We start from the raw sequence: 13,660 nt of genomic DNA, 5'->3' as shown, positions 1-13,660 counted from the left end.
GCACAGGCCCAGGTTTGACCACAGTTGATTCATTTCGCTCGGTGGGCATGTAACCTGAGATCCTGGATCCGGATCAAATCCAAGCGCGGGCCCTTCATTTCTAAAATGAGGAACTCCAAGCCTTTCCATGTGAAGATCTCTCCTTTTTCTGGGATTTTTCCAGAAAGATAAAGAACCAGTCCCGCTAAACTGTGAATTGAGCTTGGTAAAGCCTGTAATTCTTTCTCTAAACCAAAATACTCACCAAAAGCATCCAGTGAAATCGTGGCTTGAACCTGAAAAAAGCCCTCTTGTAAGCGTTCAATCAAGGGGAAATGCCTTTCTCCGGCATGATGTACCCAGGCTTGCAGGATATCTGAGAGCGAAACAATGCCCTGTACTTCGCCATAATCATCAAAAACCAAAGCTGTATGGGCCTGATGGTGTCTGAATTTTTCGAGTGTTTGATAGGTGTCTAAATGGGCGTGTAAAAATAGGGGTTTCTGAAGATAGTGCTGAAGTTCCCATGCTTTGTCTGAAAGCAAAAGAGGTAAGATTTGCTTGAACAGGACAATACCCAAAACATTTTCCCCTTGGCTTTCAAACACAGGGTAAGCACTGTGGAGACTTTCGAAGACCTTTTTTTTTAGTTCGGATGGAGGTAGATCAAGGCGCAGAGAGATCATTTCGCGACGGGGTGTCATGAGTTCTGCCAAAGAGGCGTGCCCCAGATCCAGGGCTCTTTCGACCAAATGATGTGCTTCTGATGAAAAAATGCCAAAGTGTTTTCCCTCTTCTAACATCAAGACAATTTCTTCTTCGCTGATTTTGCTCGGTATGGGGCCTGTTTGTCTGAAGAGTTTTAAGACGCGATCGGTCGAAAAGTTGAGAAATTGAACCAAGGGGCTGAATCCCCAGGCCAAGATTTTGACGGGCAGTGCAACAAATTTAGAAATTTTTTCGGCATGTCTGAGCCCCAACTGTTTGGGAACCAGTTCCCCCAAGACCAAGCTGAAATAGGTGATTGCCAGAACGATCAGAAACATGGCCAGCGGCTGACTGTAGTGAGAGAGCAAGCTGATTTGATTCAGTTGTTTTTCAAGTTCTTGGGTCAGGGTGGCCCCGCTGAACACACCCGCCAGAATACCAATTGCAGTGATTCCAATTTGAATTGATGCGAGAAATGGCCGTGAATCCTGAATAAAATGAAGCGCAGTTTTTGCTGCGAGGCTGCCTTTATCGGCGGATTTTTGTAAAATGCTGCGCCTTGCGGAAAGGACAGCCAATTCTGACATTGAGAAAAAGCCGTTGATCAGGATCAAAAGCAAAACCAACAGAATTTCAGTCCAAAGTTTCATTATCTGCAGCGACCTTCTGGATTCATTTTAACAAAGAATTCAACCTCGATTTTATCGGATTGAGCGACCTTTTCTGATCGGGATGTGTTCTGGAATTGGCCTGATGGGTTTCTTTTTCGCAATGGTAAGGGAGATGACTGTGTGACTTATCGTAAACTTCAATCGGTTTTAAATTAAAGATATTCTTTATTTAATATCTTTAGGGCATAATAAATTTATACAGTTTGAATAAGCGTAGCTTGAGGAGTGCCCATGCCGTTTCATAACCCCCAAAATTTGAAATCAGCCCTTTCGATTTTGGCTGTCTTGAGCCTATTGGGCTTGAGTGCCTGTTCTCAAGTGCCTATGCCCCTTGTTCAAACGACTGAAAATGCACGTGTACAGGTCTTGTCGCGCAAGCAGGCGACCCGTCCTACGATTGGCACGGCCAAAGAAGTTTATGCCCAGGCTGAAATCATGGCTCAGCGTTGGTCAGCCCATGCCGAGCCCGTTTATTTGGAAGGGCGTTTTATATCCTCAAATGGGCTGAATGATGCGCCAATCGATGCGGTTTGGAGTTTTGCCTTTGTTTCGGCCCAAAAGCCAGGCAAGGTCTTTCAAGTGGTTTCACGCAGTGAAACTACAAAATTAGCAGCCCAAGAACTGAAACAGAGTACCTTGAGTGCTTTGGAACCACTTGAAGTCAGAGCCTGGAGTCTGGATAGCTCATTGATGCTTCAGAAAGCACGGCGTGTGACAGAAATGATCCCCTACCCTGTTCCCAAAATGGTCTTGAGCATGAATCAGGATCACCGTTTGGTTTGGAAAATTCCCCAACTGAGCCCAATGCCAGAATTGAATTTTGATGCCATGAATGGTCAGGTTTTGGAAACCCGCAGATAAATTCTGGAAATTCTTTTGTTTGCTAACGCATCAGCGTTTGTTTTACATAGATCAAGTTTCACCCTAAAGAAAAGCCAGCTGAATTTCAGCTGGCTTTATGCTTTGTTTAATGCAGTTGTTGCTCTGGCGAGGGTTACCTGGGTTAATTAAACCCAACCTGAATCAGGTTTTGCTCTCCTGCCATCATGCTGCACTCTTTGTGCTTCACTTAAAGGGATTGGCAAAGAGGAGAATCAAGGCGACAACAAGACCGTAAATAGCGATAGCTTCCATGAAGGCCATGGCGAGAATCATGTTACGGGCAATCTGGGGTTCTGCATCAGGCTGGCGGGCCATACCTTCAAAGGCTTTACTGGTGGAAATGCCCATACCGATACCGGCTCCGATACCGGCAAGACCCACTGCAGCACCTGCGGCAAGAACAGAAGAGGACAGAATGGAGGGATCTGCTGCCATTTTCTTTCTATATTCCTTTCAGAGTATGTTTTTTGGTTGTTTTAGGATTTGTGTGTTTCTACAATCTCTACACAATATACCATACCTCTCTCGGGATCAAAACCAAGTCCCAAGAGAAAATAAAGTATAGACTTTATTTTTATGTGGTTAATTTTGCCTTAAGACACTTTAGGCGAAAGGGTTTCCGCTTTCTATCAACGGTAAAATCTCTTTCCAGGCATTTTCGAGGCTACTGGGATTTAAATCGAAGGCTTCACACTTTTCAAGCTCCTGGAGAACAAGACGATCCAATGAATTGAGCAAGGTTTCAAAATCTTCTAGCTCAGGTTTGTCCAGCTTGGCCAATTTATCTGCTAAGGAAAGCAAGGCGGTAAGAAATTTTTTCTCTAGATCTGGATAATCTGAGGGAAAGGGATAGGCTGCAATCGCCGTGGCCAGGTTTTCGTCTAGATTCCATTTCACGACCAGCAAGGCCCCTACGTCAGCATGTGTGAAACCCAAGATTTCCTTTTCTTTGAGTTCAACCGGTATCTTTGCCTGGCGGGCAGCTTCTACCACCTGTAGATATTTTTCATAGATGCACTGAATTAAAGCTATTTGGCCGATTTCTCGAATCAGGCCTGCCAAGTAAGCTTCGTTGGGTTCGCTATAGTTAAATATTTCAGCCAGGTATTTTGCAATCACCGCGCCTCGAAAAGCTGAGTTCCAAAAGTTTTCGGGTGTCAGAATATCATTGGCAGGCATTTTCTGTGCCACTTGCAAAACAGCTACGCCCGTAATTAAAAAGCGGACGGTGTTGAAACCGAGCAGGACAATGGCTCTCTCAATTGAGTGAACAGGGCTGGCAGGAGCGAACATGGCTGAGTTGGCAAGTTGTAGCACCTTGATACTCAATGCGGGATCCCGTTCAATCAGCGTACTGATTTCGGGTGTGCTCGCTTCAGGATCCTGAAGAATTTCAAGTAAGCGGTTTGCCACTTCAGGAATGGAAGGAAGCGTATGGGTTTCCTGAATAATATGTGAAAGGGAAGCGGCTTCGATGGGAGGCCTCCATTCGTCAAAACATAGCGAAATGATGGTTTGATCATAGCATTCCAGAAGATACTTGTCATCCTCTCTTTATCACGGATCTTTAAAGACATGATTTTAAAGCTTCTTCTAAGATGAAGTTGCGTGTTTCTTGGAGCAATAAACAGGCTTCAAATCCAGGCCAACTTGCCGCGCGGGGTATCAAGCCAATCAGCTCACCGTGTAAAGGGCTGAGCTTAAGTCTTTGAGTAGATGTCTTTATTTCTGAACTCAGGGTTTTTAAAGAGGTTTGGCGAAAGTCGGTAAGATTGATCGACAATTGACATTGCTGGCGGCTGGGCAACCAGAGGCCGAGCGCTTTTACGGCCTTGAGTCCGCCACTGCTTTCGCGCAGGCTGGCGGCCAAGGCTTTGACTGATTCAAGTTGATGACCCGCAAAAAAAAGATTATAGGCAATCAAAAACTCGCGAACGCCGAGTGCGGTTGCACCTAAACGGGGATGAGGGGCAGAAGGACCGAAATCGGGTTGCCATTCGGGCTGCTTCATTTTTTCGGCAAGGCCTTCAAATTGGCCCTTGCGAATAACAGCGAGATTGGTGCGCTGCTTGAGCAGCGCAGAGGACTCATACAGGAAAATGGGTATTTGAAAGCGTTGGGCCAGGTTTTGAGCCAGGCCAAGTGAAAATTGAACGGCTTCCTCAGTGCTGATGCCTTGCAGGGGAATCAGGGGGGCCACATCCACGGCTCCAATTCTGGGGTGAGCACCTTGATGCCTGCGCAAATCGATATGCTTCAGGCTCCAGGTATAGATTTGATTCAGACCGGCCTCAATGGCTTCAGGGGAGCCTGCCAAGGTGAAGACTGAGCGGTGATGATCTGCATCTGCAGAGAAATCGAGTAAATAAAGCCCTTTGATCTGGTTTAATTCTTGAGTTAGGCCATTTAAGGCGGGTAGATTCCGGCCTTCGCTCAGATTGGGAACACATTCTAAAAGTGTATAACGCACAAAAAACCTTCCTCGGGGCCTTGTCTCTGATCTTGGCCTGTATTAAAATTTAGCATTGAATTGAATCTGCCTGAATTCGCTGAGTCTCTTATCACCCTGTCAGAATGTTTAGGTGAATGGACCAATTTTCACTTGGCGCAAAGCAAGGATTGAACAGCGTTTCGCCAGGCAAGAAGCAATTCTTAATATTTATTTACAATTAAATCTCGTATTTTTTAGCAAGATATGGGGTGAATTTGATTAAAACAATATTAAGATTGAATCAAGTAAGTTTAAATTCAATTTAAACACCACTAAGAAAGTTCAGGGTAGTAAACGAATGAATCAGGTTCTCAAAAAAGTTTCCGCTCTTACTGCATTGGCCTCTGCCGTCGGCACGATGGCTGCTTGCGGCCCCGTTAATGTTGCGGGTCTTCAAGGCGCAGGCATTGCAAACCGTGCGCAAGTTGGCTCTTTCAGCACCGCACGTCCCCGCAACGGCAAAAAATGGACTGTGGCTGTTCACCTTGCTGGTGACAACAACCTCTATTCCGCAGCACTTGATGATGTGAACGAAATGGAAGCCGGCTTGGCAATGAATCCTGCCGCTGCTGAAATGCTCGACATCATCGTTCTGTTTGATGGCAGCCCCCGCGGCGATTCTAAAATCCTGCGTATTAAACCCGACCCCGGCCCTGTTAACCGCAATATCATCTCTGAAGTGATCGATGATAAAGGTGCCGTTATCCCTGCTTCTAAAGAAGTAGATACTGGGGATCCCGCAGTTCTGAATGCTTTCGTTGATTTTCTGACCAAGAATTTCCCCGCTGAGCATACCTCTATCTCTATCTGGAACCATGGTTCAGGCATCTTCCGCGCTGGCCAAAATCCTGCCGGTGGCAGCTTCATGGAAACCATTGGTGGAACCCAACCCGCTCGTGGCGTTTCTTCTAAGAGCTTCGCTGTAGATGATAGCGGTGGCGAAATGCACCTGAAAGATTTGAACCCTGCTTTGGCAATTGCCAACCGCAACCTGGGTAAAAAAGTCGATATCTTTGGTTTTGATACCTGCCTGATGCAGCACGTTGAAACTGCTTACCAGATGAAAGGCCAAGCCAATATTCTGGTCGCCTCTGAAGAGCTCGAGCCCGGCGATGGTTGGGATTACGAACACTATATCGGCGCTTTGGCCAAGAATCCTGGCATGAGCCCCACTGAACTGGCTACTGTCATGGTAGACACCTACAAAGCTTCTTACAGCCCCGGTGGTTCTCAGTATGGCCGTGACGTAACACTGGCTGCTCTGGATATCAACGCTGTAGCTGATGTGTTTGTACCTGCTCTGAATGCCTTCGCCGCTGAACTGAAAGCTGGCCTGCCTGCGAATAAAGCCGCTATCGATGCTGCACGTAGCAAAACTCAAGTTTTCTACAACCGCGATGCTGCTGATTTCGGTGACTTCATGCGCAAATTTGCGGGTGCCCGTAGCGGTGCTGCAGTGGTTGACGCCATGAACAAAATCGTGATCCGTGAAGGACACTATGGCACAAAAGTAGCAGGTGCTACTGGCGTACAGGTTTACTTCCCCACTTCTACCATGAGCTACAATCGTCGTTATGACGACGTCAGCCAGGTTCGTTTCGCCGAAACCAAAGGTTGGGGCGACTTCCTGAAGGCTTACACTGCTCGTTAGTCTGAACTGATTCAATCATCGATCGCCGGGACTGGTTCCCGGCGATTGTATTTTTTGTCAGAAAGCCAAGATATCTTTCCCTTCCTCTTGGGAACCGAAGTGATCTGGGATACAATAGGTCAACAGAAAATATTCAGCGAAGGAGCTAGCCGTGAGATTGGCACGAGTGATTGGAAGCGTAGTGGCGACTGTCAAGCATCAGGCCCTGAATGGCCGTAAATTGCTCATGGTTCAGCCGATTGATCCCTATGGAGAAGACCAGGGCGAACAGGTCATTGCCGTTGACCAGGTTCAAGCCGGGATTGGCGATAAAGTGCTCCTGCTTGAAGAGGGAACCTCTTCAAGGCAAATCCTGCACTATGAAAATGCCCCGATTCGTTGCGTGATTGTAGGAATTGTCGATCATGTCGAACTTGCCGCCCAACCGGCATCCGTTTGAAGTAGAGGCTTTTGCCCTCAAACATTACGATTTTAATGAGCATGATCGTGTGATTGTGCTCTTCAGTCGTAAATACGGTCTTTTAAGAGCTGTTGCCAAAGGGGTACGCCGCCCCAAGAGTAAATTGGCGGGGCATTTGGATCTGTTGCGCTGTAACCATGTCCTTTTAGAGCGTGGCCGCAATCTGCATAAAATCATCCAATGCGATTCTCTGCATAGTTTTCCGGGTTTAACCCGTGATTATGACGCCTTAACCCACGCCCTGGCTTTGGGTGAAATCATGGCTACTTTCTGTCAGGAAGAAGATCCCAACGAATATCTGTTTGTGATGCTTTTGCATGCCCTTGAAGCGCTCTCTTCGGGCACAGATCCGCTCACCCTCTTGATCTGGTTTGAATTGCATCTGCTCTATGAATTGGGCTATGAACAGGATTGGGAATTTTGCAGAGGCTGTGAAATTGACTTTCGCCCCCGAGATTACCACTTTTTTGATACCCTGGAAGGGGGTTTGCGTTGTGAGGATTGTAAACGCAAACAAAGCAGTCAGTTTCTGAGCTATGAGCAAGTAGCCACAATACGTGATTTACAAGCCTCGGCTGAACCTCCGACGGGGGTTCCTGAAATAAAACACATTGCTTTAAAACAAATCCAAACCATGCTTCAGAATTATCTTGAATTACTGGCTGAAAAACCGATGAAAGCACTCTCTTTTCTCCAGGAAACCTCCCTGGAGGCAATTGTTTCGAAAGAAATGAGGAAACCATGAAAAACAATAAACTCTATAAACAGACCTTGGGATTTGCATTGGCCGGATTGGCGGGCGGCGCATTGGTTCTGGGCTATCTGCAACTCAATCACACCCAGGATCAGGCGGCTACCGGAGCCGTACCGACCATGGCGGGTTTGAATACGCCCCCCGCCTTTGCCGCTTCTGGCATGAGTCAGGAACAGCAGATTATCAACCTGTACAAACGGGTCAGCAGTTCGGTCGTCAACGTCACCACCCGTTCCTTTCAATACAATTATTTTATGGAACTGGTTCCCAGTGAAGGCGCCGGTTCGGGTTTTGTGATTGATAAATCAGGCCATGTGGTCACCAATTTTCATGTGGTCAATGGCGCGCAGCGCTTTTTCGTGGCCTTTGGCAATATGGAACACTCCTATCCCGCCGATTTGGTCGGGTTTGATCAGCGCAGTGATTTGGCTATTCTCAAGGTCAAAGCCCCGCAAAATATGTTGAACCCTGTTAATTTAGGGGACTCAGCCAATTTACAGGTCGGCCAGACCACGGTTGCGATTGGCAATCCCTTTGGTTTGGGCCAGACCATGACCTCGGGGGTGGTCAGTTCGCTGGGGCGAAAGATTCAGGTTGAAGAAGGACGCGTGATGTCGGATCTGATTCAGACCGATGCAGCGATCAACAGCGGCAATTCCGGCGGCCCCCTGTTTGATTCCTCGGGTCGGGTTATAGGGGTGAACACCTTGATTTACAGTCCTTCCGGAGGGTCTGTCGGGGTGGGCTTTGCGATTCCGATCAATACGGTCAAGCGCTTTATCCCTGATTTGCTGAAATATGGCAAAGCCCAATATCCGTGGATGGGGGTCAGTGTCTTGGCGCTTAGCCCACGTCTGGCGCAGGTCTTGAAACTGCCGGTTTCTTCGGGTTTGATGGTCATGCAGACCTATCCCGGCGGAGCCGCCGCTCAGTCTGGTTTGAGAGGGGGCAATCAAAAGGTCTATTTGGGCAATTACGAAGTCTATTTGGGCGGAGATATTATTCTGGCCGTGGATGGACAACCCGTCAAAGCTGAAAATGACCTGATGAATTATTTAGAAACCCGCAAACGGGTGGGTGACTCTCTGAAACTGACGGTTCTGAAGGGGGGACGGGGCAAACCGGTTACCCTGAATGTACGCTTGATGGCGCGTCGCGATTCATGAACCCGATTCGTCTGCTCGATACCCAGGTCGCCAACCAGATTGCCGCTGGCGAAGTGGTGGAGCGACCGGCTTCGGTGATCAAAGAACTGGTGGAAAACTCGCTCGACAGTGGCGCCAGTTTTATTCAGGTTGAAGTCGATCAGGGCGGGCGATTTCTGCGGGTGGTAGACAATGGCGCGGGCATTCCTGCCGATAGTGTGGCCCTTGCCTTTCAGCGCTTCGCGACCAGCAAACTGCTCAGTTTTGAAGATCTCTGGAGCCTTGAAACCATGGGCTTTCGTGGCGAGGCTTTGCCCAGTATTGCCTCGGTTTCGCGGGTTGAAGTTTTAAGCCGCACCGCTGATCAGGAAATCGCCCGTCGCTTGGTGATTCAGGGCGGTGAAGTGCTTGAGGACAGTCCTGCAGGGGGGCCCGTAGGCACCAGTTTGACCATTCGTGATTTGTTTTTTAATACCCCCGCCCGTCTCAAATTTTTGAGCAGCGAAACCACAGAGCTGGGGTATATTCAACAGTTGATGCAGGCCTTTGCTTTGGGCTTGCCAGAAATCGGCTTTAAGTTTGTCAAAAAGGGCAAAACCGTTTTGCACACAACCGGCAAAAATGACCTCAGCGGGGTCGTGCGTCAGGTCTTTGGCAAAGACTTGGCTGATTCACTTTATAGCGTCAGCCATGAAACCCAGGGGGGGCAATTGAGGGGCGTTCTCAGTTACCCTGATTGTGTGCGCCGCGATCGCAATTACCAGTTCTTTTTTGTGAACCGGCGCTGGGTCAAGGTGCCTGGTATCAGCAAACTGCTCGATGACCTCTATGCCGATTTGGTGCCGCGCAAGAATTTTCCGGTTGCGATTCTGCAATTGGAAATTCCCGCTGGCAATGTCGATGTCAATGTACACCCCACCAAAAAGGAAGTGAAATTTAAGCACTTCAGCCAGATTTACACGCTTTTGCGCGAAGGCATTCAGGGTTCCCTTTCCCGCTATCATTTTGAACGCCAGACTTCAATTGGCGCACCTGAGATTCAATCGGCTCCTGTTGCTTTACCCCCCGCCCTGATAGACAGCGAGGACGAAACCCCACCCTTTGCGAATCCTGCCCCTGCAGAGCGCATGAAAGAATCGGCTGCAAGTTATGCCGTCTGGCAGGCCCCCGTGATTCCTGAGCGTGCGCCTCAGGTTTTTAGCTTGCCAGAACTGGAAATCACGCCCACTCCCCGGCCCGTGGAATCTGGTGGGCCGCCCCTGGAACCAGTCAAAGCGATTGGGCAGGCCTGTGATTATACGTATATTGTGGCGCATTACGGCAATGGTCTGGCTTTGATCGACCAACACGTGGCTGAAGAGCGCGCACTTTACGAGCAGTTGATTGAGTCTGAAAAAATTCTCAGCCAACCGCTTTTGATCTCGGTGGTGATGGAAATCGATGAAATTGATCGCGGGCTTTTAGAAGAGCATCGCGAAGTTTTTGAGCGGGCGGGCTTTGAATGGGAGGCCTATGGCCCTGCCTCGATTGCGATTCGGGCCCTGCCCCATTGTCTGCGGATTACCCAGGCCGAGGCGACCTTTCGCGATCTTTTGCAGGAACTGCGTGAAACCGGCGTGGCCAAAGCGCATTTGGAATCCTTTAACAGGCTGTGCAAAACCATCGCCTGCCACAGTGCGATTCGAGCAGGTGACCCGCTGAGTTTGGAGCAAATGCAGACCATCGTTAAAAATTGGTCTGAAACCCGAAACCCCTATACCTGTCCCCATGGCCGCCCGATTTTGTTGAAATTTACCAAGCAGGAAATCAACAAGCGTTTTTTGCGTACCTGGTAGTGAGAAGATGTTTGCCTAAAGAGGTTTTTGAATGCGTCAACGTATGATTTTAATGCTGCTGATCACCTTGCCCTGTGTAGGCTTGGATCAGTGGAGCAAAATGCAGGCCACTGCCCATTTGGCCGGTAAGCCAGCCCAGGTTTATTTCGAGGGTATCTTGCGCTTGCAATATGCCCTGAACCCAGGTGCATGGGGCAGCTTGGGAGCCTCCTTGCCCGACCCCGTGCGCAAAGCTGTTTTCACCCTGGGGGTGGGCGCAGTTCTGGCTGTGCTGGCGGTTTATATTCTGCGCAACCAGCACAGTAAATTGATGACTTCGGCTCTTTCTTTGGTTTTAGCCGGTGGCTTGGGCAATTTAATTGATCGCGCACTCTATGGCCATGTGGTTGATTTTCTCTATTTGGGTTATGCAGGCATTTCCTGGATGCATACCAATATCTTCAATGTGGCCGATGTGGCGATTATGGCCGGTGCCGGGTTGCTTTTGCTGCATGCCCTGACCGAAGGGCGCAAACCTGAGCCGGGTTCAGATGGGGCCGAGGTTTCAGAACTCGAAAGTTCTCAGGAACCCGCCCAGAAATAGTTGCGCCTATTCTGTAAATTTTAGGGCCCAAAGCATCAACCACAGAGAGGGTGTTTGGATTGGGCGTTCTATCTCTGGGGGCAAGTCAATCACCAGCTGATCAGGCCTGTGCGCCAACTGTCTCCAGCTCTTTTAAAATGCCTTCGGCCATACGTTGCCAACTAAACTTCGCTGCATGGGCCTTTCCTTTTTCCCGCAATGTTTGGCAAAGCGCTGGGTTTTTTAAAAGTTTTTCGATCTGGCGTGCCCAGCCCTCACGATCTTCAGGGTCGTGAAGAATCGCTGCATCGCCTGCTGCCTCAGGCAGAGAGGCCCGATTGGAACTCAAAACGGGCAGACCTGCGGCCATCGCTTCAAGCACGGGCAAACCAAAGCCCTCATAGAGTGAGGGAAAGGCAAACAGCGCGGCTCCTTGATAAAAAGCTGGCAGGTCAGCCGCTGCTACTGCGCCCGTTAAGTGTACAAAGGCTGTTAGACCCTGTCGCTGAATTAAATCTTCCAAGGCTGGGGTTTGAAGCGGATGAGCCGGCCCGACCAGAACCAGCGGGTGGGCCTCCCGCAGGGGTTTGGGCAGGCGGGCATAGCTTTGAATCAGTCCCTGAAAGTTTTTATAGGGTTCAGGTCGGCCAACGCCCAGAATAAAAGGTTTGTTCAGGGGCAGCCGAAAACGGTGCAAAACTTCCTGGGGGTTGGGGTGGGCTTGAAAAACCTGCACACCAGGGTAGACCACCTGGATTTTGGTGGGGGAGATGCCCAGCATCTGCTGCAAATCCTGGGCGCTGCTCTGTGAAACGGTGATGATTTTTTGACAGCTTTGCAAAAGCAGTTGCAGAGGAGTGGCATGGGTCATGAGCAGGCGAAACGGCAAACTGGCTTCGCGAAAATATTCAGGGTAACGCAGGGGAATCAAATCATGCACCATGCCCATACAGGGAATGCCCGCAGGGGGGTGAAAGGGATAATAGGGGGTAAAGTAAAGGTCGGGCTGAAACTGACGCACCCGTTGTGGCAAAACCACACGGTTGAGGGGGGAGCGGGCATCTATACCCACCCGATCTACCCGATAGGTGGCTTTGATCGGGCGGGTGTCATAGTTGCGAATCCAGGCCAATCCGAACTCTGCCCGTTCAGCATTTGCAAAGAGCAAGCCAAAAATATGGGGGCTCTCCATGCGCAATAATTCTGCCATCAGGCAAAGACTGACCCGACCAATGCCATCCAAAGTCTGGCTTCGTGCCCAGCGCAGATCGATCAGAAACTTCACAAATCAATCACGAGTCCATCAAAAGCGGTATCAAATTCAGCTTCACTGGCACGGGCCAGCATTTCTTCGCCCATATGCGTCAAAACCAGGCGTTTGGTTTTGATTTGATCCTTGTTGCCAAAAATCTCGCGATAGGATAAATGCTTGACCACATCGGGAGCGGGATCAAAATAACTGCACTCGCAGATAAACAAATCGGTATCACGGGCAAGATTCACGACATGCTCACCCCAGGCGGTATCTCCGGTATAGGCGATAATTTTTTCTTCAGCCAGATGCACCTGATAGCCTTGGCAAAGTTTTGAGCGCATATGATCCATTGCGAAGGGGTAAACCATAATGGAGGTGCCGGGAACTGGGCGAGGCTCGTCCTCAATCGGAAGATAGCGAATCTCAAATTGGGCAATCTCAAACAGGCCTGGATAGCACATGTCTTTGAACTGCTTGAGATGCTCAAGCAGGTGCTGGGGAGCCATAATCCAAAAGGGGCGGGTGCGGCCTTGGGTAATCTGTTCCAAGAGCACGAAAGGCAAACCGCCAAAATGATCGCCATGGGCGTGGGTCATCAGGGCTCCATCCAGTTCATCGAGCGAGAGATCCATCTGCTTGAGTGCGGTCAGAGAAGAAGGACCGCAATCGATCAAAAAGGTGGCTTCCTTGCTGCGGATATGCAGGCAGGTCTGGTTGCGGGCTCCTGAACCCAAGGCATCGCCTGAGCCCACAAAGGTCAGGCGGGGGCCGGGGTCGGGTACTTGATCACTGATCCAATCCAAGCCAGTGGAGGCGCGGGCCTGTTGGGTGGTGTAAAACGTGGCCAGGGCCATTTCAATGTCTGATGCGCGAAAGGAAATCGGGTAAAGCTTAAGCCCTGTTTTTTCACTTAAACTTTTTTTCCAGTTTTTATCATGGGGCTGTGAGGTGGCGACCACCAGACAATCGGCGACCTGTAAAACTGGGAAAACACCATAGCTATGCGCCAGACGCGGTTGAATCGTCTGAAGGGTTTCGGGTGTAATTTCCATTTCGGCCAAACGGGTGGAACTGCCCAGAATTTTTTGCAGATTGAGAATACCATCCCGCACTGCTTCTGTGATAATGCCTCTGCGAATCAGAATTTCGCCCAGGTAATCCGGGTGCATTTCCTGTTCTTTCAGTGCTTCGTCAATCTCTTTGGTTTCAGCCAGATTGAGAACCTGAAGCCATTCCCCAATCCGTCGTTTACGCTCTTGCATCATTC

Annotated in this window: 13 protein-coding genes; 7 read left to right on the top strand and 6 right to left on the bottom strand. The window is 49.4% G+C overall.

What is annotated here, in order from left to right; genetic code table 11:
* Positions 1 to 29: 29 nt before the first annotated feature.
* Positions 30 to 1,337, bottom strand: a complete 1,308-nt coding sequence (locus COW20_02425) for a hypothetical protein (GenBank protein ID PIW50378.1) — start codon at positions 1,335 to 1,337, stop codon at positions 30 to 32.
* A 252-nt stretch (positions 1,338 to 1,589) separates the two neighbouring features.
* Here COW20_02425 and COW20_02420 point away from each other — a divergent pair, with 252 nt between their 5' ends.
* Positions 1,590 to 2,219 carry a hypothetical protein gene (locus tag COW20_02420; GenBank protein ID PIW50377.1) on the top strand — a complete coding sequence of 210 codons (630 nt, stop codon included), beginning with the start codon at positions 1,590 to 1,592 and terminating at the stop codon, positions 2,217 to 2,219.
* Positions 2,220 to 2,423: 204 nt separating this feature from the next.
* On the opposite strand, the gene COW20_02415 is transcribed toward COW20_02420, so the two are convergent.
* The 3 genes from COW20_02415 to ftcD form a co-directional block, all read right to left on the bottom strand.
* Complete coding sequence (locus COW20_02415) at positions 2,424 to 2,675, bottom strand: ATP F0F1 synthase subunit C (protein ID PIW50376.1); 252 nt, start codon at positions 2,673 to 2,675, stop codon at positions 2,424 to 2,426.
* Between the two features lie 168 nt (positions 2,676 to 2,843).
* Positions 2,844 to 3,773 carry a hypothetical protein gene (locus tag COW20_02410; GenBank protein PIW50375.1) on the bottom strand — a complete coding sequence of 310 codons (930 nt, stop codon included), beginning with the start codon at positions 3,771 to 3,773 and terminating at the stop codon, positions 2,844 to 2,846.
* 34 nt (positions 3,774 to 3,807) lie between these two features.
* Positions 3,808 to 4,710, bottom strand: a complete 903-nt coding sequence (gene ftcD / locus COW20_02405) for a glutamate formimidoyltransferase (GenBank protein PIW50374.1) — start codon at positions 4,708 to 4,710, stop codon at positions 3,808 to 3,810.
* A gap of 319 nt (positions 4,711 to 5,029) precedes the next feature.
* Here ftcD and COW20_02400 point away from each other — a divergent pair, with 319 nt between their 5' ends.
* The 6 genes from COW20_02400 to lspA all read left to right on the top strand — a co-directional run bounded on the left by COW20_02400 (position 5,030) and on the right by lspA (position 11,159).
* Positions 5,030 to 6,382: a hypothetical protein gene (locus COW20_02400; GenBank protein PIW50373.1), complete on the top strand. Its 1,353-nt coding sequence runs from the start codon at positions 5,030 to 5,032 to the stop codon at positions 6,380 to 6,382.
* 151 nt (positions 6,383 to 6,533) lie between these two features.
* Complete coding sequence (locus COW20_02395) at positions 6,534 to 6,821, top strand: hypothetical protein (protein PIW50372.1); 288 nt, start codon at positions 6,534 to 6,536, stop codon at positions 6,819 to 6,821.
* A complete protein-coding gene (gene recO, locus COW20_02390) occupies positions 6,787 to 7,587 on the top strand; it encodes a DNA repair protein RecO (GenBank protein PIW50371.1) in 801 nt (266 codons plus the stop codon). Before COW20_02395 ends, recO begins: the two co-directional genes overlap by 35 nt.
* Complete coding sequence (locus tag COW20_02385; protein ID PIW50370.1) at positions 7,584 to 8,762, top strand: hypothetical protein; 1,179 nt, start codon at positions 7,584 to 7,586, stop codon at positions 8,760 to 8,762. The genes recO and COW20_02385 overlap by 4 nt, the downstream gene beginning before the upstream one ends.
* The gene (locus tag COW20_02380; GenBank protein ID PIW50369.1) at positions 8,759 to 10,576 is read left to right on the top strand and encodes a hypothetical protein; all 1,818 of its coding nucleotides are present in this window, start codon (positions 8,759 to 8,761) and stop codon (positions 10,574 to 10,576) included. The genes COW20_02385 and COW20_02380 overlap by 4 nt, the downstream gene beginning before the upstream one ends.
* A 31-nt stretch (positions 10,577 to 10,607) precedes the next feature.
* Positions 10,608 to 11,159, top strand: coding sequence for a signal peptidase II (gene lspA, locus COW20_02375; GenBank protein ID PIW50368.1), 552 nt, complete (start codon positions 10,608 to 10,610; stop codon positions 11,157 to 11,159).
* A 100-nt stretch (positions 11,160 to 11,259) separates the two neighbouring features.
* Here the strand turns inward: lspA and COW20_02370 are convergent, their stop codons facing one another.
* Complete coding sequence (locus tag COW20_02370; GenBank protein PIW50367.1) at positions 11,260 to 12,423, bottom strand: hypothetical protein; 1,164 nt, start codon at positions 12,421 to 12,423, stop codon at positions 11,260 to 11,262.
* On the bottom strand, positions 12,420 to 13,658 hold the full coding sequence (locus COW20_02365) for a hypothetical protein (GenBank protein ID PIW50366.1): 1,239 nt from the start codon (positions 13,656 to 13,658) through the stop codon (positions 12,420 to 12,422). The genes COW20_02370 and COW20_02365 overlap by 4 nt, the downstream gene beginning before the upstream one ends.
* Positions 13,659 to 13,660 lie beyond the last annotated feature (2 nt).

This window comes from bacterium (Candidatus Blackallbacteria) CG13_big_fil_rev_8_21_14_2_50_49_14, assembly GCA_002783405.1.
Lineage (GTDB): Bacteria > Cyanobacteriota > Sericytochromatia > UBA7694 > UBA7694.
This window is presented reverse-complemented; position numbering and strand designations above follow the sequence as displayed.